At 65.5% G+C, this 24446-nt stretch carries 19 protein-coding genes; all 19 read left to right on the forward strand.

The features are described 5' to 3' along the window. The first annotated feature begins 336 nt into the window (after window positions 1-336). Complete coding sequence (rsmH, locus tag AC0L20_RS11320; protein ID WP_473288590.1) at window positions 337-1317, forward strand: 16S rRNA (cytosine(1402)-N(4))-methyltransferase RsmH; 981 nt, start codon at window positions 337-339, stop codon at window positions 1315-1317. A 3-nt stretch (window positions 1318-1320) separates the two neighbouring features. Further along, window positions 1321-1713, forward strand: coding sequence for a cell division protein FtsL (gene ftsL / locus AC0L20_RS11325; RefSeq protein ID WP_007600843.1), 393 nt, complete (start codon window positions 1321-1323; stop codon window positions 1711-1713). Further along, the gene (locus AC0L20_RS11330) at window positions 1710-3461 is read left to right on the forward strand and encodes a peptidoglycan D,D-transpeptidase FtsI family protein (RefSeq protein ID WP_473288591.1); all 1752 of its coding nucleotides are present in this window, start codon (window positions 1710-1712) and stop codon (window positions 3459-3461) included. Before ftsL ends, AC0L20_RS11330 begins: the two co-directional genes overlap by 4 nt. An 84-nt stretch (window positions 3462-3545) precedes the next feature. Continuing rightward, the gene (locus AC0L20_RS11335; RefSeq protein ID WP_473288592.1) at window positions 3546-5018 is read left to right on the forward strand and encodes a UDP-N-acetylmuramoyl-L-alanyl-D-glutamate--2,6-diaminopimelate ligase; all 1473 of its coding nucleotides are present in this window, start codon (window positions 3546-3548) and stop codon (window positions 5016-5018) included. Next, entirely contained in the window at window positions 5015-6394 is a 1380-nt protein-coding gene (locus AC0L20_RS11340; RefSeq protein ID WP_473288593.1) for a UDP-N-acetylmuramoyl-tripeptide--D-alanyl-D-alanine ligase, read from the forward strand. Before AC0L20_RS11335 ends, AC0L20_RS11340 begins: the two co-directional genes overlap by 4 nt. Window positions 6395-6558: 164 nt before the next feature. After that, window positions 6559-7662: a phospho-N-acetylmuramoyl-pentapeptide-transferase gene (mraY, locus tag AC0L20_RS11345; protein ID WP_007600847.1), complete on the forward strand. Its 1104-nt coding sequence runs from the start codon at window positions 6559-6561 to the stop codon at window positions 7660-7662. Window positions 7663-7669: 7 nt separating this feature from the next. After that, the gene (gene murD, locus AC0L20_RS11350) at window positions 7670-9070 is read left to right on the forward strand and encodes a UDP-N-acetylmuramoyl-L-alanine--D-glutamate ligase (protein WP_473288594.1); all 1401 of its coding nucleotides are present in this window, start codon (window positions 7670-7672) and stop codon (window positions 9068-9070) included. Between the two features lie 126 nt (window positions 9071-9196). Continuing rightward, complete coding sequence (locus AC0L20_RS11355; protein ID WP_473288595.1) at window positions 9197-9748, forward strand: hypothetical protein; 552 nt, start codon at window positions 9197-9199, stop codon at window positions 9746-9748. Between the two features lie 58 nt (window positions 9749-9806). Further along, complete coding sequence (gene ftsW / locus AC0L20_RS11360) at window positions 9807-10958, forward strand: putative lipid II flippase FtsW (RefSeq protein WP_456768416.1); 1152 nt, start codon at window positions 9807-9809, stop codon at window positions 10956-10958. Between the two features lie 69 nt (window positions 10959-11027). Next, entirely contained in the window at window positions 11028-12128 is a 1101-nt protein-coding gene (murG, locus tag AC0L20_RS11365; protein WP_473288596.1) for an undecaprenyldiphospho-muramoylpentapeptide beta-N-acetylglucosaminyltransferase, read from the forward strand. A 122-nt stretch (window positions 12129-12250) separates the two neighbouring features. Beyond that, window positions 12251-13654, forward strand: a complete 1404-nt coding sequence (gene murC / locus AC0L20_RS11370) for a UDP-N-acetylmuramate--L-alanine ligase (protein WP_473288597.1) — start codon at window positions 12251-12253, stop codon at window positions 13652-13654. Between the two features lie 4 nt (window positions 13655-13658). Further along, entirely contained in the window at window positions 13659-14579 is a 921-nt protein-coding gene (gene murB / locus AC0L20_RS11375) for a UDP-N-acetylmuramate dehydrogenase (RefSeq protein WP_473288598.1), read from the forward strand. Window positions 14580-14602: 23 nt separating this feature from the next. After that, window positions 14603-15589, forward strand: coding sequence for a D-alanine--D-alanine ligase family protein (locus AC0L20_RS11380; protein ID WP_473288599.1), 987 nt, complete (start codon window positions 14603-14605; stop codon window positions 15587-15589). Window positions 15590-15939: 350 nt separating this feature from the next. Next, window positions 15940-16968, forward strand: coding sequence for a cell division protein FtsQ/DivIB (locus tag AC0L20_RS11385; protein WP_473288600.1), 1029 nt, complete (start codon window positions 15940-15942; stop codon window positions 16966-16968). Further along, window positions 16965-18287, forward strand: a complete 1323-nt coding sequence (gene ftsA / locus AC0L20_RS11390; RefSeq protein WP_007613530.1) for a cell division protein FtsA — start codon at window positions 16965-16967, stop codon at window positions 18285-18287. Before AC0L20_RS11385 ends, ftsA begins: the two co-directional genes overlap by 4 nt. Before the next feature lie 87 nt (window positions 18288-18374). Continuing rightward, the gene (gene ftsZ / locus AC0L20_RS11395) at window positions 18375-20171 is read left to right on the forward strand and encodes a cell division protein FtsZ (RefSeq protein WP_473288601.1); all 1797 of its coding nucleotides are present in this window, start codon (window positions 18375-18377) and stop codon (window positions 20169-20171) included. Between the two features lie 361 nt (window positions 20172-20532). Then, complete coding sequence (gene lpxC / locus AC0L20_RS11400) at window positions 20533-21495, forward strand: UDP-3-O-acyl-N-acetylglucosamine deacetylase (RefSeq protein ID WP_026232696.1); 963 nt, start codon at window positions 20533-20535, stop codon at window positions 21493-21495. Between the two features lie 293 nt (window positions 21496-21788). Continuing rightward, entirely contained in the window at window positions 21789-22679 is an 891-nt protein-coding gene (locus AC0L20_RS11405) for an outer membrane protein assembly factor BamD (RefSeq protein WP_456768423.1), read from the forward strand. A 13-nt stretch (window positions 22680-22692) separates the two neighbouring features. Next, the gene (gene recN / locus AC0L20_RS11410; protein WP_473288602.1) at window positions 22693-24366 is read left to right on the forward strand and encodes a DNA repair protein RecN; all 1674 of its coding nucleotides are present in this window, start codon (window positions 22693-22695) and stop codon (window positions 24364-24366) included. Window positions 24367-24446 lie beyond the last annotated feature (80 nt).

Genomic DNA, 24446 nt, shown 5'->3' on the forward strand with positions numbered 1-24446 from the left:
CATGTGTGTGGATGAAGCATCACCGCCGCGTCAGCTTTTCGACTTGTCGCGAGTCGATCAACGCTTTCTTAACGCTAAGGGCCGTTACTGAGAGATGAAGAGCCGACCTGCGTCCCGAGGCGGCCAAAGCGTATTTTGGCTCGAAATCCCATGGCTGCCCGACAAATTCCAAGGGGAATACTGGGTTGGTGGCCCGGGACGACCGGGCACGGTAACCATGTTGGACGGGGGTTGGGTCGTGGAACCGCCGCGACGCGGAATCATTCGAGGCGTTATGAGCTTGTTCGTCCCCGATCTCACTTGGGAGTCCGGCGGGGCGCTCGGCAGGCTTGGCGCATGAGCTCGGCTCCGCACATCCCCGTTCTTGGCCGCGAGGCCATCGACCACCTCGCCCCACGCGAAGGCGGCCTTTATATCGACGCGACCTTTGGTGCCGGCGGCTACAGCCGCGCGATCCTCGACGTGCCGGGAACCCGGGTGATCGCCATTGACCGCGACCGTACTGCGATCGAGGGCGGCGCCGAGCTGGTCGAACGCTCCGCGGGCCGGCTGACGCTCGTTGAAGACCGCTTCTCCAACCTCGCCGAAATCTGCGCGGCGCAAGGCCTCGACGGCGTCGTGATGGACGTCGGCGTGTCCTCGATGCAGCTCGACCAGGCCGGCCGCGGCTTCTCGTTCCGCCTCGATGGTCCGCTCGATATGCGGATGGGGCAGGCAGGCCCGACTGCGGCCGATGTCGTGGCGCGCGCATCGGAAGGCGATCTCGCCGACATCATTTATCTCCTCGGCGAAGAGCGGCAGTCGCGCCGCATCGCCCGCGCTGTCGTCGCGGACCGCCAGGAGACGCCGTTCGCGACCACGCGCGCGCTCGCCGATCTCGTCGGCAGGGTGGTTCGTTCCAAGCCCGGCGATATTCATCCGGCGACGCGGACGTTCCAGGCTCTGCGCATCTTCGTCAACGAAGAGCTCGAGGAACTCCAGAACGCACTCATTGCTGCCGAGCGTGTGCTCAAGCCCGGTGGTCGCCTCGTGGTCGTCTCGTTCCATTCGCTGGAAGACCGCATCGTCAAGAATTTCTTCGCCGAGCGCAGCAAGACAGGTGGCGGCTCACGCCATTTGCCGGAAGTGTCTCAGGCGGTGCCGAGCTTTCAGCTGCTGACGCGGCGGCCGGTGATCGCGGGCGAGGACGAAGTCGCGCATAACCCGCGCGCGCGGTCGGCAAAACTGCGCGCCGCCGAGCGCACCTCGGCGCCCGCGCATGACGATGGCGAGCAATCGTCCTGGCCAAAACTCTCCGACGTCATGAGAGGTGGCTAGCGCATGCGCTTCATCCACCTCCTCGTCATCGGCGCGCTAATCTTCGCGGCGGCCTATGTCTACCGGATCAAGATGGACTCCACGGCGCGCACCGAAAAGGTGCTGCGGCTGCATGCGGAGATCCGCGAGCAGCGCGATGCGATCGCGGCGCTGCGCTCCGAATGGGCCAAGCTCGATGCACCCCTGCGCCTGCAAGGCCTGTCCGACCGGCATCTGCAGCTCAAGCCGGTCAACGGCACGCAATATGATTCACTGAAGAATTTGCCCGAGCGTCCGCCGCGGATGTTCAGGCCGGGCGAGCCCGATCCGATCGGCGCCATGCTCAACACCATCGAAGCCGCGAGCGACCCCGATAATGTGACGGGCTCCGTGCCTCAGCCCGAGGACAAGCCATGAGTGCTGTGACCCCGGCCAAACCTGAAAAGCCGACCGAGCCTTGGCGGCAGCGGCTGATCCGCAGCCTGCTTTATGGGCGCAACGTCGATCGCGCGGCCAAGGCGCGGGCGCGCGTCGGCCTGGCGATGCTCGCCTTCGGCGCGGTCTACGCCCTGATCGGCGGCCGGCTCGTGATGTTCGCGATCGGCGCCGACGCCCACGGCGCGCGCCGTGCCGCAGCGCAGGAGGTGGTCGCGACCGCGAGGCCCGACATCGTCGATCGCAACGGCGCGATCCTCGCGACCGACGTCAAGGCGTCGAGCCTGTTCGGCGAGCCGCGCCGCATCATCGACAAGGACGAGGCAATCGAACTTCTGACCGCCACCGTGCCCGACCTCGACGAGGCCGAGGTGCGCGAGCGCCTGAAGACGCGCAAGGGCTTCGTCTGGCTCAAGCGCGAGATCACGGCGAAGCAGCAGCAAGACATCCACAAGCTCGGCATTCCCGGCATCGGCTTCCTGCGCGAGAACAAGCGCGTCTATCCGACCGGCAACGAGGTCGCCCACCTCATCGGTCTGGTCAACATCGACAACCAGGGCATCGCCGGCATGGAGAAGTGGCTCGACAATCAGGGGCTCGCAGATCTCCACCGCGCGGGCTTTGCCACCGACCGGCTGCAAAAGCCGATCGAGCTCTCGGTCGATCTGCGCGTCGAACACGCCCTGCGTGACGAGCTCCTGAAGGCCAAGGAGAAATACCACGCCAAGGCGGCGTCCGGCATCGTCTCCAACGTCAAGACCGGCGAGATCGTGGCGATGGTCTCCCTGCCGGACTTCGATCCCAACAATCCGAAGGAAGCGCACGACCCCGACCGCATCAATCGCCTGACCACCGGCGTCTACGAGATGGGCTCGACCTTCAAGGCGTTCACGCTGGCGATGGCGCTCGATTCCGGCAAGATCAATTTGAACTCGATGTGGGATGCACGGGGAAACCTGCACTACGGCAAGTTCACCATCCATGACAGCCACGCGCTCGGACGCTTCATCAACACCAAGGAAGTGTTCACCTTCTCGTCCAATATCGGCGCCGCGCGGATTGCGCTCGGCCAGGGCGTCGAGGCCCACAAGGCGTTCCTCGCCAAGATGGGCCAACTGACGCGGCTGCGCACCGAGTTGCCGGAGAGCGCGGCGCCGCTGATCCCTCGTCGCTGGGGCGAGCTGAACACGGTGACCATCGCGTTCGGCCAGGGCATGTCGGTGGCGCCGCTGCAGGCGGTGATGGGCATCAACGCGCTGGTGAACGGCGGCTATCTGATTCCGCCGACCTTCATGAAGCGCACCGAATCCGAAGCAGCGGCGATGGCCAAGCGCGTCATCAAGACGGAGACCAGCGACAAGATGCGGTTCCTGATGCGGCTCAATGCCGAAATCGGCACCGCCAAGACCGCTGACGTCAAAGGTTACTATGTCGGTGGCAAGACCGGCACGTCCGAGAAGGTCATCAACGGCCGCTATGCCAAGAAGCGGGTGCTCAACTCCTTCACCGCAATCATGCCCTGCGACGATCCAAAATATCAGATTCTGATCATGCTGGACGAGCCCCAGGCGATTCCGGAAACGAAGGGTTTCATCACCTCGGGCTGGAACGCGGTGCCGACCGGCGGCAAGGTGATCGAGCGGATCGCGCCGCTTCTCGGTGTCGAGCCGCGGTTTGACCTGCCGCCGTCCGACCGCCTTATTCTTGCAGCATCCAGGACAACCCAGTAATCAACCGGGTGGGCCGTTGCCGCTGCTGAGTCGGGATTTCCCTGGAGATTCGGCTTCCGGCGCGGCCATGTCGACTGGAAGACCATGAAGCTGCGCGACCTCCTCGATCAGAACGTTCAGGTCAATGATGCCGCAATCGAGCCCGCCGTCGCGGCGTTCGACGTGAGCGGCGTTGCCCTCGACAGCCGCGCGGTCAAGCCGGGCGATCTCTTCTTTGCGCTCGCAGGCAGCAAGACCGACGGTGCACGCTTCATCGATGCCGCGATTGCCGCCGGCGCGGTCGCGGTTGTCGGCGATCATGCGCCTGATGGCTGCAAGGTGCCGTTCATCACAGTCGCCAATCCGCGCCGCGCGCTGGCGCTGGCCGCGGCCAAATTCTACCCCGCGCAGCCTGCGACCATCGCGGCGGTGACCGGCACCAGCGGCAAGACCTCGGTTGCCGCATTCACCCGACAGATCTGGGAGCGGCTTGGGCATGCCTCCGCCAGCATCGGAACCATCGGCCTGGTCTCACCGAAGCGTACCGTCTACGGCTCGCTGACGACGCCCGATCCGATCGCGCTGCACCGGCAGTTGGACGAGATCGCGCGCGAAGGCGTCACGCATCTCGCCTTCGAGGCCTCTTCTCACGGACTCGACCAATATCGGCTCGACGGCGTGCGCGTGTCCGCCGGCGGCTTCACCAATCTCTCGCGCGACCACATGGATTACCATCCGACCGTCGCGCATTATCTCGCGGCCAAGCTCAGGCTGTTCCGCGAACTTGTTCCGCCGGGAGGCGCGGCCGTGATCTCGGCCGATCATGATTGCTCGGCGGAGGCAATCGACGCGGCAAAGTCGCGCGGCTTGCGCGTGATGGCGGTCGGTCGCAACGGCGACGGGGCCGGCGAGGGCATTCGTTTCGCCGGTGCGGAGGTCGAAGGGTTTTCGCAAGTGCTCGCGCTCGAACATCGCGGCAAGCGGCATACGATCCGGCTGCCGCTGGTCGGCGAATTCCAGATCGAGAATGCGCTGGTGTCGGCCGGTCTCGCCATCGGCACCGGCAGCGACGCAGCAGACGTGTTCGCGAGCCTCGAACATCTCGAGGGCGCCAAAGGCCGGTTGGAGCGCGTCGGCGAGCGCAACGGCGCGCCGATCTTCGTCGACTATGCGCACAAGCCCGATGCGCTGGCCAAGGCGCTGCAGGCGCTGCGTCCCTACGCCAGGCGCAGGCTGGTCGTCGTGTTCGGCGCCGGCGGCGACCGCGATGCCGGCAAGCGTCCGATCATGGGCGAGATCGCGGCCGTCAACGCCGACGGCATCATCATCACCGACGACAATCCGCGCAGCGAGAAGCCGGAGGCCATTCGCGCCGAGATCCTCGCCGCCGCCAAGGGCGCCCGCGAAATCGGCGACCGCGCCGTTGCGATCCGCACCGCGATCGCGGAATTAGAAGATGGCGATGCGCTGCTCATCGCCGGCAAGGGCCACGAGACCGGGCAGATCGTCGGCGGAGAGGTGTTGCCCTTCAGTGATCACGAGGCGGTCGCCGCCGCATTAGCGTCGAGGATTGCATGAGTGCGCCCATATGGACGGTGGCCGAAGTGGCGCGCGCGCTGGGCGTCGCCGGATCGTTCCCGGACACGCCGATCGACTTCGTCACCCAGGACAGCCGGCTGGTGAAACCGGGCTGCCTGTTCGTGGCGCTGAGCGGCACCCCGAGCGGCGGCTTCATTTCGGCCTTCGCCAGCGCGCGTGACGGCTGGGAGTTCGCGGACAAGGCGGAAGCCTCAGGCGCCGTCGCGATGATCGTGCCGCACGAGATCGCGGGCATCCGCATTCCCCAGATCGTCGTCAAGGACACGCTGATCGACGGACTCTGGGGCCTAGCGCGCGCGGCACGTGCGCGCTTCAACGGACCGGTGATCGGGCTCACCGGCAGCGCCGGCAAGACCAGCACCAAGGAATTCCTCGCGGCCTACCCCAATGCCTATGCCAGCCCGTCGAGCTTCAACAATTTTTGGGGCGTGCCGCTGACGCTGTGCAATGCGCGGCCCGATGCCAGTCTCTGGGTCGTCGAGATGGGCATGAACCAGGCCGGCGAGATCGCGCGGCTCAGCGACCTGACCCGGCCGACGGTCGCGCTCGTCGTCAACGTCCAGCCGGTGCATCTGGAGAAGCTTGGCTCGCTCGAAGCCATCCGCCGCGAGAAGGTGTCGATTGCACTCGGCCTGCCTTCGGAAGGCGTGCTGGTGCTGCCCGCCGGGATCAAGGCGCCGGACTGGAAAGGCAAGGTCATACGCTTCGGCGACAAAGCCGAGGTGCACGAGGTCGCGCACGCGCCGCATGGCGACAGCTGGCAGGTCGTAGCCGCGCTCGGCAAGAAAGAGATCGCGTTCAGCCTGACGCCGGGGGCGCCGCACCGCGTCCAGAATGCGCTCGCCGCGCTCGCATCGATCCGTGCGGCCAACCTCGATGCGGCGACGCTTGCGATCAAGCTCGACCGGGTCGGCATCATGACCGGCCGTGGCGTCGAGGAGGTGGTCGGCGGCATCACTGTGATCGACGACAGCTTCAACGGCAATCCGGCGAGCGTGGCTGCCGCGCTGCAAAGCCTGCAGGCGCGCAACACCACCGGCGGCCGCCGCATTGCCGTGCTCGGCGATATGCTGGAGCTCGGCGACGGCGCGCCGGCCTATCACACCGATCTCGCCAGGCATCTCGACGGCATTGACGGGGTCTATTGCGTGGGGCCCCTGATGCGTCACCTGTTCGAGGCGCTTCCAGCCGGCAAGGGTCTCGGCTGGCACGACGACCCCGTTACGCTGAAGCCGGGCGAGGTCGCAAATCTGCTGAGGGCAGGCGATGTCGTGGTTGTCAAGGGCAGCAAGAAGATGTTCTGGGTCAACAAGTTTGTGCCGGGCCTAGTGGCCGCCTTGCAGGCAAGGGCGTAAACTGCTTGGAAGGCGCTGTTCCCGAATCCCACCCTTTCCGGCGCGAAGCCGTTCGTTTTCTTTAGAGGTCGCCCGACCCCAGGATGAAGACCAGCGAATGCGCGTGAGACAGGTTGATAAGGCCAAGATCAAGGCGCGTGCAAAGGCGCCATAGGACCGTCTGAATGTTTTACTGGCTGATCGAGCTCTCCAACACATTTCCGGGCTTCGGTGCCGTTCGCACCTTCCTGAACGTCTTCCGCTACATCACCTTCCGCACCGGCGGCGCCGTCGTCACCGGCGCGCTGTTCGTGTTCCTGTTCGGGCCCTGGATCATCGACCATCTGCGCATCCGGCAAGGCAAGGGGCAGCCGATCCGGGCCGATGGTCCGCAATCGCATCTCGCCAAGAAAGGCACGCCCACCATGGGCGGGCTGATGATCCTGTCCGGCCTCACGGTCGGCACGGTGCTGTGGGCCAATCCGCTCAATCCTTACGTCTGGATCGTGCTGGCGGTGACGCTCGGCTTCGGCTTCGTCGGCTTCTATGACGATTATCTCAAGGTGACCAAGCAGACCACGACCGGGTTCGGCAGCAAGCTTCGCCTGCTGATCGAGGCGGCGATTGCGCTGGTTGCCTGCTACGCGCTGGTGCGGCTGAACCGCGATCCCGCGTCGACCGCGCTGACGATTCCTTTCCTGAAGGACACCGTGCTGCATTTCGGCTGGTTCTTCGTCGTGTTCGGCGCCTTCGTCATCGTCGGCGCCGGCAACGCGGTGAACCTCACCGACGGTCTCGACGGCCTTGCCATCGTGCCCGTGATGATCGCGACCGCGAGCTTTGCGATGATCGCCTATCTCGCCGGCAACGCGGTGTTCGCCGATTATCTCCAGATCAAATATGTTGCCGGCACCGGCGAACTCGCGGTGCTCTGCGGCGCGCTGCTGGGCGCCGGTCTCGGCTTCCTCTGGTTCAACGCGCCGCCGGCCTCGATCTTCATGGGCGACACCGGTTCGCTCGCGCTCGGCGGCATGCTGGGTGCGATCGCGGTCGCGGTGAAGCACGAGATCGTGCTCGCGGTGATCGGCGGCCTGTTCGTGCTGGAGGCGGTCTCCGTCATCGTGCAGGTGGTGTCGTTCAAGATGACGGGAAAGCGCATCTTCCGGATGGCGCCGATCCATCACCATTTCGAGCAGCTCGGCTGGACCGAGCCCCAGATCGTGATCCGTTTCTGGATCATCTCGGTGATGCTGGCGCTCGCCGGCCTGTCGACGCTGAAGCTGCGGTGAGCGCTCGATGATCCCCGTCACGTCCTTTGCCGGCAAGACGGTCGCGGTGTTCGGCCTCGGCGGCTCGGGGCTCGCGTCCTGTCACGCGCTGAAGGCGGGCGGCGCCGAGGTGATCGCCGCCGACGACAATGCCGACAACGTCGCCAAGGCCGCGCAAGCCGGCTTCATCACGGCTGATTTGCGCAATGTCTCCTGGGCGAATTTCGCGGCGCTGGTGCTCGCGCCCGGCGTTCCCCTGACCCACCCGGTGCCGCATTGGAGCGTGCTGAAGGCGCGCGAGGCCGCTATCGAGGTGATCGGCGACATCGAACTGTTCTGTCGCGAACGGCGCCGGCACGCGCCGGACGCGCCGTTCGTCGCCATCACCGGCACGAATGGCAAATCGACCACGACGGCTTTGATCGCGCATCTGACCAAGGTCGCCGGCTACGACACCCAGATGGGCGGCAACATCGGCACCGCGATCCTGTCGCTGGAGCCGCCGCGCATGGGCCGCGTTCACGTCATCGAGATGTCGTCCTACCAGATCGACCTCACGCCCTCGCTCGATCCCTCCGTCGGCATTCTGCTGAATGTCAGCGAGGACCACATCGATCGCCACGGCACCATCGCGCATTACGCTGCGGTGAAGGAGCGCCTCGTTGCCGGTGTGCAGCCGGGCGGCACGGCGATTGTCGGCGTCGACGACGGTTTTTGCCGCGATATCGCCGACCGGCTCGATCGCGCCGGCAAGAATGTGGTGCGCATCTCCGTCAAAAATCCGCTGGCCAGCGGCATCCATGTCGAGCACGGCACCATTGTGCGCAATTCCGGCGGCGCACGCAGTGAAATCGCGGCGCTCGGCGGCATCGGTTCTCTGCGTGGCCTGCACAATGCGCAGAACGCGGCGTGCGCCGCCGCCGCCGCGCTCGCGATGGGCATCGGCCTCGATGTGCTTCAGAACGGCCTGCGGAGCTTTCCAGGCCTGGCGCATCGCATGGAGCAGGTTGGCCGCCGCGGCAGCGTGCTGTTCGTCAACGACTCCAAGGGCACCAATGCGGACGCCACCGCGCACGCACTGTCTTCCTTTTCGGACATCTTCTGGATCGCGGGCGGCAAGCCGAAGGCCGGCGGAATCACCGGCCTCACCTGCTACTTCCCGCGCATACGAAAAGCCTATCTGATCGGCGAAGCCGCGCAGGAGTTTTCCGGCACGCTCGGCACGCAAGTGGCGCATGAGATCAGCCAGACTCTCGACGTCGCCGTCGAGCAAGCCGCACGCGACGCGGAGGCGTCGGGCATCACTGACGCGGTCGTCCTGCTGTCACCCGCCTGCGCGTCGTTCGACCAGTACCGCAATTTCGAGATTCGCGGCACCAGGTTCCGCGAGCTGGTGCAGGCGCTGCCGGGCGTGAAGCCGGTGGTGTAGGGATGCTGGTCATGAAACGAGTGCTCAATGACAAAGAGGCGCCCACCGGTAACGGCTGCTGAACTAGCCGCTATATTAGAATCTGATCCCGAATTTTTGGCCAGGAAGAGAGAGCGCGAGCTCGCCTTGGCTGAGCGGATGGCGCGTTTCAAGGAAGAACAGGCGCCAATTGTTAATGAACTTCAGGCGGCGGGCATTGGCATTAAGTTCCTCTCAGACCTCATTGTGAGGTCCGTTCCGTATCCCGCTGCCATTCCGGTCCTTCTGAAGCATCTTGTGTTGCCTTACTCAGATCCAACGCGGGAGACATTGGCCAGAATCCTTGCCGTTCCTGATGCGCGCTATGCTTGGCCAATTCTTGTCGCGGAATACCGCAAAGCTGCCTCCGGTCATGACAATGGTACTCGCCGTCGCGGCGTAGAGGACGGCCTCGCCGTCGCGTTGGCGGCAACAACAACCGACAGCACGATCAATGAACTGATTGCCCTTGCCAAGGACAGGTCACACGGTCCGAGCCGCCTCTTGTTATTGCGAGCTTTGAGAAAATCCAGGAGCGCGGCTGCGAAGCAAGCGATCGAGGAGTTGTCCACGGATCACGACTTGGAAAAGGAAATTTCTTCCTGGCGAAAGCCTAGAGGGCGTCGCTCCACAACTCCGAAAAGTTATCTCTCGCCTTAACCCCCCGGTAACCAACCTCGGCGACCAATGGACCGACCTCTGTCCGAAAGCGGCCGCCATGCTCTCCCGTGAAGAACGCACCCCCTTTTCCGAATGGTGGTGGACCGTCGACAAGCCGCTGATGGGCGCCATCCTCGCGCTGATGCTGACCGGCGTGATCCTGTCGCTGGCGGCGAGCCCGCCGGTTGCGACCCGCATCGGGCTCGATCCCTTCCATTTCTTCAGCCGCCACGTGATGTTCCTGGCGCCGTCCGGCCTGGTGCTGCTCGGGGTGTCCTTTCTGTCGCCGCGGGCAATCCGTCGCTCGGCGCTGATCATCTTCGCGGCCAGCATCGTCCTGATCGTGCTGACGCTCGCGATTGGCCCGGAGGTGAAGGGCTCGCGGCGCTGGATCACGCTGATCGGCGTCAACATCCAGGCATCCGAAATCGCAAAGCCGTCGTTCGTCGTCATCGCCGCCTGGCTGTTCGCCGAATCCACCAAGCGGCCGGAGATGCCGGCGACTTCGATGGCGCTCGCGCTGCTGTTGATGCTGGTCTCGCTTCTCGTCATGGAGCCCGACTTCGGCCAGACCATGCTGATCCTGATGGTGTGGGGCTCGCTGTTCTTTATCGCGGGCATGCGGATGATCTGGGTGTTCGGGCTCGCCGGCCTCGGCGCCGCCGGACTGTTCAGCGCCTATCTTTTTGTTCCCCACGTCGCCGGCCGCATCAAGCGCTTCATGAATCCGGCCTCGGGCGACACCTTCCAGGTCGATACCGCCATGGAGGCCTTCTACAACGGCGGCTGGTTCGGGCTCGGACCGGGCGAGGGTATTGCCAAGCGCAGCCTGCCGGACAGCCACACCGACTTCGTGTTCGCGGTTGCCGCTGAAGAGTTCGGCATCATCCTGTGCCTCGCGATGCTGGCCCTGTTTGCTTTCGTCGTCATTCGCACGCTGTCGCGCGCTTATGCCAACGAGGACATGTTCTCGCGCTTTGCTGCCTCGGGTCTTGCGATCCTGTTCGGCGTGCAGGCCGCCATCAACATGTCGGTCAATCTCCAGCTCATCCCCGCCAAGGGCATGACGCTGCCCTTCATCTCCTATGGCGGCTCCTCGATCGTGTCGCTGGCCTATGGTGTCGGCATGATGCTGGCGCTGACGCGGCTGCGGCCGCGCACCGAGGTCGAGGCGAGCGGCCACGCCGAGGCGATGCGCAGCTACGCGTAGTTTTTCGTCATTGCTTCGCTTCGCCGCTTCGCTCGCAATGACGGGGGAGACACTGTAAAACTCGCCACCATGGACACCTCCCCCCTGATTCTTCTCGCCGCGGGCGGCACCGGCGGCCATCTGTTTCCGGCTGAGGCGCTCGGCGTCGAGCTGATCCGGCGCGGATTCCGCGTCCGCCTCGTCACCGACGAGCGCGCGCTGCGCTATAGCGGCCTGTTCACCAAGGACATGATCGACGTCGTCTCGAGCGAGACTGCGCGTGGACGCAATCCGCTGCAGCTCGCCTATGCCGGCCTGACGCTCGCGGCCGGCACGTTGTCCGCCTACAGCCTGATCAAGCGATTGAAGCCGGTCGCCGTCGTCGGCTTCGGTGGCTATCCGACGCTGCCGCCGCTGGTCGCGGCAAAATTCGCCGGCGTGCCCGGCATCATTCATGACGCCAATGCCGTGCTCGGCCGCGCCAACAGGTTCCTGTCGAGCCGCGTCCGCGCCATTGCGACGTCGTTGCCCGGCGTGCTCGACCGCGATCCGGCGCTATCAGGCAAGACCACCACGGTCGGCACGCCGATGCGGCCGGCGATCCTCGCCGCAGCTGGCGTGCCGTATGCTGCGCCTGAAGTGAACGGCCCGCTGCGCCTGCTCGTCGTCGGGGGCAGCCAGGGCGCGCGCATCATGGCCGACATCGTGCCGGGCGCGATCGAGCGCCTCGAGCCTGCGCTGTGGAGCCGGCTCGTCCTCACCCAGCAGGTGCGCGACGAGGACATGGCGCGCGTGCGTGCGGTCTACGACGGACTGAAGATCAAGGCCGAGCTTGCGCCGTTTTTCACCGATCTGCCGGCGCGGCTGGCCTCCAACCATCTGGTGGTGTCGCGCTCAGGCGCCGGCACCGTGGCCGAGCTCGCCGCGATCGGGCGGCCCTCGATCCTGGTGCCGCTGCCGGGCGCGATCGACCAGGACCAGTTCGCCAATGCCGGCGTGCTGGCCAAGGTCGACGGTGCGATCCGCATTCCGCAAACCGAGTTTTCCTCCGATCGCCTCGCCGCCGAGATCTCCGCCTTCGCCGCCGAGCCCGCGCGTCTTGCCGCCATGGCGCAGGCCGCCCGCGGCGCCGGCCGGCTCGACGCAGCGGAGCGGCTGGCCGATCTGGTGGCCAAAATCGCGGGAATCTGACGCGAAAAAGCCCTTGTCTTCGCCTTCTAAAGCGGGGCATCCAGTAGGAAAGGCGCGCGGCTGATTTGCCGTGACCTTCGCCAGACGCCGCCCTTTCCGGCGGCGAGGTCAGGGAACAGAGCATGAGACTGCCGCGCGAGATCGGACCCATCCACTTCGTCGGGATCGGCGGGATCGGCATGAGCGGCATCGCCGAGGTGCTGCTTAATCTCGGCTATTCCGTGCAGGGCTCGGACGCGTCCGACAATTACAATCTCGACCGTCTGCGCAAGAACGGTGCGAGGGTCTCGGTCGGCCACAAGGCGGAGAACGTCGACGGCGCTGACGTCGTCGTGGTCTCCACCGCGATCAAGCGCGACAATCCGGAACTGACGGCGGCGCGCGAACGGCGCATCCCCGTGGTGCGCCGCGCCGAGATGCTGGCCGAGTTGATGCGGCTGAAGAGCTGCGTCGCGATCGCCGGCACGCACGGCAAGACCACCACGACCACCATGGTCGCGACGCTGCTCGACGCCGGCGGCCTCGATCCCACCGTGATCAACGGCGGCATCATCAACGCCTACGGCTCCAACGCGCGTCTCGGTGCGGGCAACTGGATGGTGGTCGAAGCCGACGAGAGTGACGGCACGTTCCTGAAGCTGCCGACCGAGGTCGCGATCGTCACCAATGTCGATCCCGAGCATCTCGACCACTTCAAGACCTTCGAAGCCGTGCAGGACTCGTTCCGGCATTTCGTCGAGAACCTGCCATTCTATGGCTTCGCCGTGATGTGCATCGATCATCCCGTGGTGCAGACTCTCGTCGGCAAGATCGAGGATCGGCGCATCATCACCTATGGCGAGAATCCGCAGGCCGATGTGCGCTTCGTCGACCTGACCCCGACGGGCGGCGGATCGAAGTTCAAGGTTGCGTTCCGCGATCGCAAGACGGGCGCCGTGCATGAGATCTCCGATCTCATGCTGCCGATGCCGGGACGCCACAATGCCTCCAACGCGACGGCCGCGATTGCGGTCGCGCGCGAACTCGGCGTGTCGGACGAGGCGATCCGCAAGGCGATCGCCGGCTTCGGGGGCGTCAAGCGCCGCTTCACCAAGACCGGCGAGTGGAACGGCATCACCGTGATCGACGATTACGGCCATCACCCGGTCGAGATCGCGGCCGTGCTGAAGGCGGCGCGGGAATCCACCGGCGGCAAGATCGTCGCCGTGGTGCAGCCGCATCGCTACACCCGCCTGCAGTCGCTGTTCGAGGAATTCTGCACCTGTTTCAACGACGCCGATGCGGTGATCGTCGCCGACGTCTACGCCGCTGGCGAGACGCCGATCGAGGGCATCGATCGCGACCATTTCGCCGCGGGCCTGCGCGCCCACGGCCACCGCGAGGTGATCCCGCTGCCGGCGGCCTCCGATCTCGCCGGCATCGTCAAGGGCGTGGCGAAGTCGGGAGATCTCGTCGTGTGCTTAGGGGCCGGCAACATCACGCAATGGGCGTATGCCTTGCCCGGCGAGTTGAAGGCGCTGGGGTAGGGCAGTGAGCTTCCCCGACATCACATCCGACCTCAAAGCCGCGATGCCCGATCTTCGCGGCCGGCTGCTGGCGAACCAGTCGCTCTCCGAGCTCACCTGGTTTCGTGTCGGCGGTCCCGCGCAGGTGTTGTTCACGCCGGCGGACGAGGACGATCTCGCCTACTTCCTCGCGCATCTCGCAAGCGACATTCCCGTCTATGTCGTCGGTGTCGGCTCCAACCTGATCGTGCGCGACGGCGGCATTGCGGGCGTGGTGGTTCGTCTGGCGCCGCGCGCCTTTGGCGAGGCGAGCGCGAACAGCGATGTCGTCACCGCGGGCGCGGCCGCGCTCGACAAGCGCGTGGCGGAAGTCGCCGCGTCGGCCAATATCGGCGGGCTCGAATTCTACTTCGGCATTCCCGGCACGATCGGTGGCGCGCTGCGCATGAATGCGGGCGCCAATGGCGGCGAGACCAGGGACGTGTTGATCGAGGCGCGAGGCGTCGGGCGCGACGGCGCGAAGCACGTCTTCTCCAATGCCGACATGAAGTTCGTCTACCGCAACAGTGGCGTCGATCCCTCCATCATCTTCACCTCCGCGCGGTTCCGCGGCGAGATGGGGGATGCCGAGGCGATCCGGACGCGCATGGCGGAAGTGCAAACCCATCGCGAGACCGCGCAGCCGATCCGGGAAAAGACCGGCGGCTCGACCTTCAAGAATCCGCCCGGCCATTCCGCCTGGAAGCTGGTCGACGCCGCCGGCTGCCGCGGCCTGCGCGTCGGCGGTGCCGAGGTGTCCGAAATGCACTGCAATTTCCTGATCAACACGGGCAATGCCACCGCGCACGACATCGAGACGCTGGGCGAGACCGTGCGTGAACGGGTGAAGGCAAATTCCGGAATTGAGCTACACTGGGAAATCAAGCGGATCGGAATTCCCGGCTAAATTTGGACAGGCGACAAGAGAACATGCGCATCACCATCCTCTTCGGCGGCTCCAACCGCGAGCGTCTGGTTTCGGTCGCCTCAGCCCAGGCGCTGCATCAGGCGCTGCCCGAGGCCGATCTCTGGTGGTGGGACGTCGAGGACAAGGTGCATGTCGTGCAGTCGAAGCAACTGCTCGAACATGCCCGTCCGTTCGAGGACGAGTTCAAGCCGGGCACGTCAGGCATTCCGCTGGAGCAGGCGCTCGACCAGGCCAAAGCGGAGGATCGCGTGCTGGTGCTCGGCCTGCACGGCGGGCGCGCCGAGAACGGCGAGTTGCAGGTGATGTGCGAGGCGCGCGGTGTGCCTTTCACCGGATCGGGCTCGGCCTCCTCGCATCTCGCGTTCGACAAGTTCGCGGCCAAACATTTCGCCGCGCTCGGCGGCGTGTCGCCGCCGGCCAACATTGCGCTGGACCAGATCGACGAGGCCTTCGCCGAATATGGCCGGCTGATCGCAAAGCCTGCCAGGGATGGCTCGAGCTACGGCCTGATCTTCGTCAACGCCAAGCAGGATCTCGTCGCCGTCCGCAATGCCGCCAAGCACGAAGAGTACGTGATCGAGCCCTACATCGCCGGCGTCGAGGCGACCTGCGGCGTGCTGGAGCGGCCGGACGGCTCCATCATGTCGCTGCCGCCGATCGAGATCATTCCGGGCGAGGGCAGTTTCGACTACGCGGCGAAATATCTCTTGAAGTCGACCCAGGAGATCTGTCCGGGCCGTTTCGCGCCCGAGATCACCGCCGCACTGAAGCAGCAGGCGATGCTGGCGCACCGGGCGATGTCCTGTACCGGCTATTCCCGTTCGGACTTCATCGTCTCGGACAAGGGGCTGATCTATCTCGAAACCAACACGCTGCCCGGGCTGACCAAGTCCTCGCTCTACCCCAAGGCGCTGAAGGCCGAGGGCATCGCGTTCGTTGACTTCCTGCGCGGCCTGGTCGAGCTCGCTGTGGCCGGTGTGCGAAAATAATTAGGACTGGTTAACGGCCGAACCGGCGAAACGGCCGGTTTTGGAACCCAAAACCGGTAAAATGCCGGATATTGCGGCATAAATGCCTCACAGGCCTGGGCAAAACGCTCACGTCGTTAACGAACTTTACCTTTTGTTTACCAGGACGTCCGAAGGTTAACGCTGGCGGCGCATATGACGCTTTGGCTGCCGGCGCGTGGACCGTTGCGGGTGTTGTCACTCCCAGCGAACGCTCTGAAGGGGAGAGGTTTTCTTCTGCTGAAGACCAGCACCCGGCCCGGCAAGTCCGAGACGTCATGTTCGCCAGGACCCGCGCGATGTCGCGGGCAAACTGTTGACGAGCTCGTGCAATGGATGGAGCAGGAAGCCTCACTCGGTCGCTTTTCAGATCGCTGAGGCCCCAAGCTGACCTGAAGGCGGCCGCTATCGGAGCGGTCGTGCTTCTGCGCGAGTGGGTGCAGGACAAGCGTCAGGAAAGAGTTCACGGCGCGCGTGCCGCCGCCAAGGAAAAGACCAGGGCCAAGGCCGTCATCCAGCGCGAGCCGCCGCCGCGGTTGGTCGCGCTGGTCGAGCGCTATCTGCCGCGCCGGGTCGGGATCACCATGACGGTGCTGCTCCTGATCGGAAGCTGCGGCTTCGGTATCGTCAAGGGCGGTCATCTCCAGGATTTCATCACGGCGGTCAACGACACCCGTAACGCGCTGGCCAATTCCGCCGGCTTCCGCATCACCTCGGTCGTGATCAACGGCCGCAAGCAGCTCAGCCAGGACGAGATCCTCGCGATCGGCGGCGTCAGCGGCCGATCCTCGCTGCTGTTCCTCGACGCCGACGCGGTGCGCGACAAGCTCAAGGCCAATCCCTGGATCGCGGATGCGACCGTGCTGAAGCTCTATCCGGGCCAGCTCATGATCGAGCTCACCGAGCGCAAGGCGTTCGCGCTGTGGCAGGAGGCCGGCCGGCTCTCCGTCATCGCCGATGACGGCGCCGTGCTCGAACCCTATGTCTCGCGCCGCTTCCTGTCGCTGCCGCTCGTGGTCGGCAAGGGCGCCGATACGCAGGCCCGCGATTTCCTCGCCTTGCTGGCGCGCTATCCGCAGGTCAATTCGATCACCAAGGCCGCGATCTTCGTCGGTGAGCGGCGCTGGAACCTCAGGCTCAAGGACGGCCTGGACATCCGCCTGCCCGAGCAGGACGTCGGCAACGCGCTTGCGATGCTGTCCAGGCTCGATAAGGAGGACAGGCTGTTCTCCCGCGACATCGTCGCGGTCGACCTGCGCCTGCCCGATCGGCTGGTGGTGCAGCTGTCCGAGGACGCTGCCAAGGCGCGGGACGATTTGTTCAAGGACAAGAAGAAGAAAAAGGCCGGGGACGCTGCATGACCGGTCTTGATCGCACCCAGACACCAAAGACACGCCCGATGCCGCACAAGCGCGGCGGCCTCGTCGCCTGCCTCGACATCGGGACCAGCAAGATCGCCTGCATGATCGCGCGGCTGAAGCCGTCGGCGCCGAGCGAAGCCCTGCGCGACCGGACCCATGCGGTGGAGCTGATCGGCTACAGCCAGATCCAGTCGCGCGGCATGAAGGCCGGCGCCGTGATCGATCTCGGCGAATGCGAGCAGGCGGTACGACAGGCCGTCGGGCTTGCGGAGAAAATGGCCAAGGTGCGGGTCGAGTCCGTGCTGCTATCGGTCTCCGGCGGCCGGCTCTCCGGTCAGCTGGTCGAAGCTGCCGCCGACATCCGCGGCGGCGCCGTGACGCCGGCCGATGTCAGCCGCGTCACCTCCACCGGCATGCGCCACGCCACCGGCGAAGGCCGCACCGTGCTGCACGCGCTGCCGGTCGGCTACACGCTCGACGGCGTCAAAGGCATCCGCGACCCGCGCGGCATGGTTGCGCATCAGTTCGGCATCGACATGAACGTCGTCACCTGCGACGCCACCGTGGCGCGGAACCTGATGCTGGCGGTCGAACGCTGCCACATCAACGTCGAAGCCATGGCGGCGAGCCCCTATGTGGCCGGCCTGTCGGTGCTGACCGACGACGAGGCCGATCTCGGCGCCGCCGTGGTCGAGATGGGGGCGGGCACCACCACGATCGCGGTCTTTTCCGGCGGCCGGTTCGTACATGCCGCGGGTTTTGCGGTCGGCGGGCAACACATCACGATGGATCTGGCGCGCGGACTCTCCGCGACCATTGCCGATGCCGAGCGAATCAAGACGTTATATGGGACCGTCATCACCGGCGGATCGGACTCGCGTGAGCTGATGTCTGTACCGACAGCCGGTGACGAGCAGGATCTGCCGCAGATCGTCTCCCGCGCTACCATCGCCAACATCGTCAAGCATCGTGCCGAGGAAGTCTTCGAAATGGTTCGGGACAAGCTGAAGGATTCGCCCTTCGCCTCGGAGCCCAACGGCCGTGTCGTGCTCTCGGGCGGGGCCTCGCAGCTCACCGGTCTCGTTGAGCTCGGAACGCAGATTCTCGGCCGGCCCGTGCGGGTCGGACGTCCGCTCGGTTTCGGCCGGCTGCCCAACGAGGCGAAGAACGCCGCCTTCGCGGTGCCGGCCGGACTGCTCGTCTACCCGCAATATGTTCACCACGAACATGTCGAACCGCGGCATACGCGGCAGCAGGTCAGGACGGGGACCGGCGGGTATTTCGGAAAGGTCGGACGATGGCTACGCGAGGGCTTCTGATGACTCCTTCCCGCAATATTCGATTTTCACCAACTCCCGCGGCCGCCGGCCGGGGCGAACCCACGCGCGCGTGATCGAGAGGCAAACATGACCATCAGCATCAATGTTCCTGATATTCACGAACTGAAGCCCCGCATCACCGTGTTCGGCGTCGGCGGCGCCGGTGGTAACGCCGTCAACAACATGATCACGGCGGGCCTCCAGGGCGTCGACTTCGTGGTCGCCAACACCGACGCGCAGGCGCTGACGATGTCGAAGGCGCAGCGCATCGTGCAGATGGGCACGGCCGCCACGCAAGGGTTGGGCGCAGGTTCGCAGCCGGTGGTCGGCGCGGCGGCTGCCGAAGAGGTCATGGACGAGCTCCGCGACCATCTCTCGGGCGCCAACATGGTGTTCGTCACCGCCGGCATGGGCGGCGGCACCGGCACCGGTGCGGCTCCCGTGATCGCCAAGATCGCGCGCGAGATGGGCATCCTCACCGTCGGCGTCGTGACCAAGCCCTTCCACTTCGAGGGCGGTCGCCGTATGCGCACCGCGGAAGCGGGCATCAACGAGCTCCACAAGGTCGTCGATACGCTGCTGATCATCCCGAACCAGAACCTGTTCCGGGTCGCCAACGAGAAGACCACCTTCGCCGACGCTTTCGCGATGGCCGACCAGGTGCTCTATTCGGGCGTTGCCTGCATCACCGACCTGATGGTCAAGGAAGGCCTGATCAATCTCGACTTCGCCGACGTGAGAGCGGTGATGAAGGAAATGGGCAAGGCGATGATGGGCACGGGCGAAGCCTCCGGCGACAAGCGCGCGCTGACCGCCGCTGAAGCCGCGATCGCCAACCCGCTGATCGACGACAGCTCGATGAAGGGCGCCAAAGGCCTCCTGATCTCCATCACGGGCGGCAAGGACCTCACTTTGTTCGAGGTCGACGAAGCCGCGACCCGCATCCGCGAGGAAGTCGACCAGGACGCCAACATCATCGTCGGCGCCACCTTCGACGAGGCGCTCGACGGCCTGATCCGCGTCTCGGTCGTCGCCACCGGCATCGAGCAGGCCGCGATCGCTCGTAACACCCAGGCCACCAGTGCGCCGGTTGCGAACCCGGCACCGCAGGCTCAGCAGGCTCCGGCCGCGGCTGCCGAGAGCCGCCTTGCCGATTTGACCGCGCGGCTGCGCGCCGACAATCAGCGCATGGCCGAGCGCGCCCAGAAGTTCGAAGCGCAGACCCCGGCCGCAGGAACGGGCCAGTTTGCCGCCGCTCCCACGGCTCCGCGTCCGAACGTGGAGCGCGCTGCGCTTGCCGCCATCGCCGCCGCCGTTGCGGACGTTCCGCAGGCTCCCGCGCCGATGCAGACCTATGGCGACGTCACCGTGCGCCCGATCGCGCAGAAGCCCACGCTGTTCCCGGAGCCCGAGCAGGCGCCGATGGCCATGCATGAGCCGATGACGCCGGAAACCTTCATCCCGCCGCAGGCCGAGCGTGCGCCGGTCCGCACACCGCGGATGCCGCGGATCGAGGAACTTCCGATGCCCGCCCAGGCCGAGCTTCGCCAGGCCCGCGGCGAGGTCGAAGAAGAGACCCCGCAGAAGACCCGGCTGTCGCTGCTGCAGCGCCTCGCCAATGTCGGCCTCGGCCGTCGTGACGAGGAGAGCGAGGCGCCGATCGCGGCCCGCACCGCCGGTCCCGCGATGCCGCCGCTGCCCGATCGCCGCCCCCAGAAGACCGTGGCGCAGCAAATCGCGTCCACCGAGCCGGTGTCCGAGTATGCCCGTCGTCCCGCGCCGCAGGGCCTGGACATGCACGGCCGTCCTGCGCCTGTTGCCCCGGCGCCACAGGGAGACGACCATCTTGATATCCCGGCCTTCCTGCGGCGGCAGGCGACCTGAGGATTGTTACAATAAGGCAGACGAAAAAAGGTCCCGGCGGGAAGCTTGCCGGGACCTTTTCTTTTGCCCCGTGCATATCCGGATTGCGCAGCCAAGCAACTGATTTTAAATCATTAATTACGTATTCGATGGTTCAGTAAAACTGCCGAAAACGGTCCCAAACTCCGGTCCAATTTGGTTAAGCCTTGGCGCGAATACGGCGGGTTTGGGGTAACAATCGGTAAAAAAGCGTGAGTTGGCGCTGTTTGAGGCAGTGACTATGGTTTGCCGTGACTTGGGGATACGGATTCGGAAGCGAGCGGTCTCAGCCGCTCAGTCGGGTCCAGTATAAGTCGCGGTGGTCGTAGTGGGGCGGTTCCTGATGAAATTTAGCCGGCAAACAACGCTTCGTGCGCAAGCCAGTGTGGCAGGCGTCGGCGTTCATTCCGGTCTTCCCGTCACGCTCACGCTTGGACCCGCGCCTGTCGACGCGGGCTTTGTTTTTATCCGTACCGGGCTCGAGGGAAGTGACCGCGAAGTTCAGGCCACCGCCGAGCAGGTGATCGCGACCGATTTCGCTACCGTCCTCGGAGATCGCAACGGCCCGCTGGTTTCCACCGCCGAGCATGTGCTTGCTGCGCTGCGGGGCATGGGCGTCGACAACGCCATCATCGAGATCGACGGGCCGGAAGTGCCGATCATGGACGGCAGCGCGGCAGCCTTCGTTGCGGCGATCGACCAGGCCGGCATCGTGACCCAGCCGGCACAGCGCCGCTTCATCCAAGTTTTGAAGCCGATCTCGGTCAAGATCGGCGACTCCTTCGGCGAGATCAGGCCCTATGCCGACGGGTTCCGTGCCGAGGTCGAGATTGACTTCACCAATCCTGTCATCGGCCAGCAGAGTTACGCCTTCGACCTCAACCCGGAGCGTTTCCGCCGCGAAGTCGGCCGGGCCCGGACTTTCGGTCTGATGTGCGACGTCGCGCGGCTCTGGAGCGCGGGCTATGCGCTCGGCGCCTCGTTCGACAACACCGTCGTGTTCGACGAGGAACGGCTGCTCAACACCGAAGGCCTGCGCTACGCCGACGAATGCGCCCGCCACAAGGTGTTGGACGTGATCGGCGACCTCGCGCTGGCCGGTCTGCCGCTGCTCGGCGCCTACCGCTCGGTACGTGGCGGCCACAAGCTCAACCACGCCGTCCTGACCGCGCTGCTCGCCGACCGCACCGCCTGGCGGGTGGTCGAGGGCGAGGCAGCCCGCCGCACCACGCGTCCGGTGGCCGAAACCGGTCGCGGCATCGTGGGTGGCCGGATCGCCGCGGTCTACGGGCCAGACGTTTCCTAAAAGAGAGACGTTTCCTGAAGCGAGACATTCCCGAAGAGACGGACCTGAAGAGACCCGTTGCCATGGGCGTTTGGCGGCGGCTTTCCCCGGGAAACTCCTGGTAACGATGATCGGTTAGGATTGCGGCGCGTTCGCCTTAATCCGGGCGGAATGCGTGCCTATCCGGTTGGTTGAAGATCGTTTTTCGGTTACACCGGCGTGGTCGCACGGCAGGCGCCACGGCACTATTTCGCGCCCAGGACGGGGTTCATGGGCTGGCGGACACCGCACCACAGGGCGTCAGGGCAATATTCATGTCGGCACAGCGTATGACGCGCGGATACTTCTCGGCCTTGTCTGGGATTCGTGGGCTGCTTCACGCCGCCGCCTTCATCACGCTCGCGCTGCCGCTGGCCGGCTGCGGCACCGGCGCGCTTTGGGACAAGTTCACCGCCAAGGACGACACCTTCGTCGAGGAGCCCGCCGACAAGATCTACAATGAGGGCCTGTACCTCATGAACGAGAAGAAGGACATGAAGGCGGCGAACAAGAAGTTCGAAGAGGTTGACCGCCAGCATCCTTATTCCGACTGGGCCCGCAAATCGTTGCTGATGTCGGCCTACGCGTCCTACCAGGGCGGCGATTACGACAGCTGCATCGGCGCGGCCACCCGCTACGTCACGCTGCATCCCGGCAGCCCGGATGCGGCCTACGCGCAGTATCTGATTGCCGCCTCGCATTACGACCAGATTCCGGACATCAGCCGCGACCAGACCCGCACTGAGAAGGCGATCGCCTCGCTGGAAGAGGTGGTTCGCAAATATCCGACCTCCGAATATGCGACCTCGGCCAAGGCCAAGATCGAAGGTGCGCGCGACCAGCTCGCCGGCAAGGAAATGAACGTCGGCCGCTATTACGCGCAGAAGCGCGACTACACGGCGGCGATCAACCGCTATAAGGCCGTGGTGACGCAGTACCAGACCACCCGCCATGTCGAGGAGGCGCTGTACCGCCTGACCGAGGCCTATATGGCGATCGGGATCGTCGGCGAGGCTCAGACGGCCGCCGCCGTGCTCGGGCATAATTTTCCTGACAGTCGCTGGTACAAGGACGCCTATAATCTTGTAAAATCGGGCGGTCTCGAACCGAGCGAGAATCAGGGGTCCTGGATTAGCAAGACCTTCAAGAAAATGGGCCTCGGCTAGGAAATAGAGTTCCATGCTGGCGCGTCTGTCGATCCGTGACATCGTCCTGATCGAACGGCTCGATATCGAATTCGCACCGGGCCTCGCGGTTTTGACCGGCGAGACCGGTGCGGGCAAATCCATCCTGCTCGATGCCTTTGCGTTGGCGCTCGGCGGCCGCGGCGATGCCGGCCTCGTGCGCCACGGCGCGGAGCAGGGGCAGGTCACTGCCGTATTCGATATCCCAAAAAACCATCCCGCGGCCAAAATCCTCGCGGAGAACGGGCTGGAGGATACTGGCGAGATGATTCTCCGCCGGGTCCAGCTCGCCGACGGCCGCACCCGCGCCTTCATCAACGACCAGGCGATCAGCGTGCAGACGCTGAAGGCGGTCGGTACTGCCCTGGTCGAAATCCACGGCCAGCACGACGAACGCGCGCTGGTCGATGCCGCCACCCACCGCCGCCTGCTCGACGCCTTCGCCGGTCTCGAAAAGGACGTCTCGGCGGTCGAAGGGCTCTGGGACGCCCGCCGCACCGCCAATACCGCGCTGGAGGAGCATCGTGCCGGCATGGAGCGCGCTGCGCGCGAAGCCGATTACCTCCGCCACGCCTCCGACGAATTGAAGCAGCTCGCGCCCAAGGACGGCGAGGAGACCTCGCTGGCGTCCCGTCGGACCACGATGATGCAGGGCGAGAAAATCGCCTCCGACCTGCGCGAGGCACAAGAGGCGGTCGGCGGCCACCATTCGCCGGTCGCCTCGCTGTCGGCGGCCGTGCGTCGACTGGAGCGTCGCGGCGTCAACTCGCCGGCGCTGGTCGAACCCGCGGTGAGGGCGATCGACATCGCGATCAACGCGCTGGAGGAAGCCGACCAGCATCTCCAGGCGGCGCTGGCCGCGACCGATTTCGATCCCTCGGAGCTCGAACGCATCGAGGAGCGGCTGTTCGCGCTGCGTGCAGCGTCGCGCAAATATTCGACGCCGGTCGACGGGCTCGCAGCACTTGCCGCCAGATATGCCGCCGATGTCGTCCTGATCGATGCCGGCGCCTCACGGCTGAAAAAGCTGGAGCAGGCCGCGATCGAGGCCGATGCGCGCTATGCGACGGCCGCCAAGAAGCTGTCGATGGCGCGGCAGAAATCGGCGGAGAAGCTCAACAAGGCGGTCAATGCCGAGCTCGCGCCGCTCAAGCTCGAACGCGCCAAGTTCATGACCCAGGTCCAGACCGACGAGGCAGCGCCAGGGCCGCAAGGGTTCGACCGCGTCGAGTTCTGGGTGCAGACCAACCCGGGCACAAAGGCGGGGCCGATGATGAAGGTCGCCTCCGGTGGCGAGCTGTCGCGTTTCCTGCTGGCGCTGAAGGTCGTGCTGTCCGACCGCGGCTCGGCGCCGACTTTGGTGTTCGACGAGATCGACACCGGCGTCGGCGGCGCAGTCGCGGACGCGATCGGCGGACGGCTGGCGCGGCTCGCCGGCAAGGTCCAGGTGATGGCGGTGACCCACGCCCCGCAGGTCGCCGCCCGTGCCGACCAGCATTTGCTGATCTCCAAGGACGCATTGGACAAGGGCAAGCGCGTCGCCACCCGCGTCAACGCGCTCGCCGCCGACCACCGCCGCGAGGAGATCGCGCGGATGCTCGCCGGCGCCGAGATCACCGCGGAGGCGAGGGCTGCCGCGGACCGGCTGCTCAAGGCAGCCACGGCTTGATTTCGTGTCCCGGACGCGCGCAAGCGCCGGGGCCCTAAACGTTATGTTCGGGGTACGAAACTGTAACCGCCTTTACCCTC

The sequence above is a fragment of the Bradyrhizobium sp. Kon58 genome (genome assembly GCF_055807455.1).

Excerpts from the sequence above, each read along its gene's own strand:
- murG (WP_473288596.1), top strand. The coding sequence starts at position 11,028 with ATGGACACCTCCCCCCTGATTCTTCTCGCCGCGGGCGGCACCGGCGGC.
- mraY (WP_007600847.1), top strand. The coding sequence starts at position 6,559 with ATGTTTTACTGGCTGATCGAGCTCTCCAACACATTTCCGGGCTTCGGT.
- AC0L20_RS11330 (WP_473288591.1), top strand. The coding sequence starts at position 1,710 with ATGAGTGCTGTGACCCCGGCCAAACCTGAAAAGCCGACCGAGCCTTGG.
- AC0L20_RS11385 (WP_473288600.1), top strand. The coding sequence starts at position 15,940 with ATGGATGGAGCAGGAAGCCTCACTCGGTCGCTTTTCAGATCGCTGAGG.
- AC0L20_RS11335 (WP_473288592.1), top strand. The coding sequence starts at position 3,546 with ATGAAGCTGCGCGACCTCCTCGATCAGAACGTTCAGGTCAATGATGCC.
- AC0L20_RS11405 (WP_456768423.1), top strand. The coding sequence starts at position 21,789 with ATGTCGGCACAGCGTATGACGCGCGGATACTTCTCGGCCTTGTCTGGG.
- ftsL (WP_007600843.1), top strand. The coding sequence starts at position 1,321 with ATGCGCTTCATCCACCTCCTCGTCATCGGCGCGCTAATCTTCGCGGCG.
- ftsA (WP_007613530.1), top strand. The coding sequence starts at position 16,965 with ATGACCGGTCTTGATCGCACCCAGACACCAAAGACACGCCCGATGCCG.
- ftsZ (WP_473288601.1), top strand. The coding sequence starts at position 18,375 with ATGACCATCAGCATCAATGTTCCTGATATTCACGAACTGAAGCCCCGC.
- recN (WP_473288602.1), top strand. The coding sequence starts at position 22,693 with ATGCTGGCGCGTCTGTCGATCCGTGACATCGTCCTGATCGAACGGCTC.
- murD (WP_473288594.1), top strand. The coding sequence starts at position 7,670 with ATGATCCCCGTCACGTCCTTTGCCGGCAAGACGGTCGCGGTGTTCGGC.
- rsmH (WP_473288590.1), top strand. The coding sequence starts at position 337 with ATGAGCTCGGCTCCGCACATCCCCGTTCTTGGCCGCGAGGCCATCGAC.
- AC0L20_RS11340 (WP_473288593.1), top strand. The coding sequence starts at position 5,015 with ATGAGTGCGCCCATATGGACGGTGGCCGAAGTGGCGCGCGCGCTGGGC.
- ftsW (WP_456768416.1), top strand. The coding sequence starts at position 9,807 with ATGCTCTCCCGTGAAGAACGCACCCCCTTTTCCGAATGGTGGTGGACC.
- AC0L20_RS11380 (WP_473288599.1), top strand. The coding sequence starts at position 14,603 with ATGCGCATCACCATCCTCTTCGGCGGCTCCAACCGCGAGCGTCTGGTT.
- murC (WP_473288597.1), top strand. The coding sequence starts at position 12,251 with ATGAGACTGCCGCGCGAGATCGGACCCATCCACTTCGTCGGGATCGGC.
- lpxC (WP_026232696.1), top strand. The coding sequence starts at position 20,533 with ATGAAATTTAGCCGGCAAACAACGCTTCGTGCGCAAGCCAGTGTGGCA.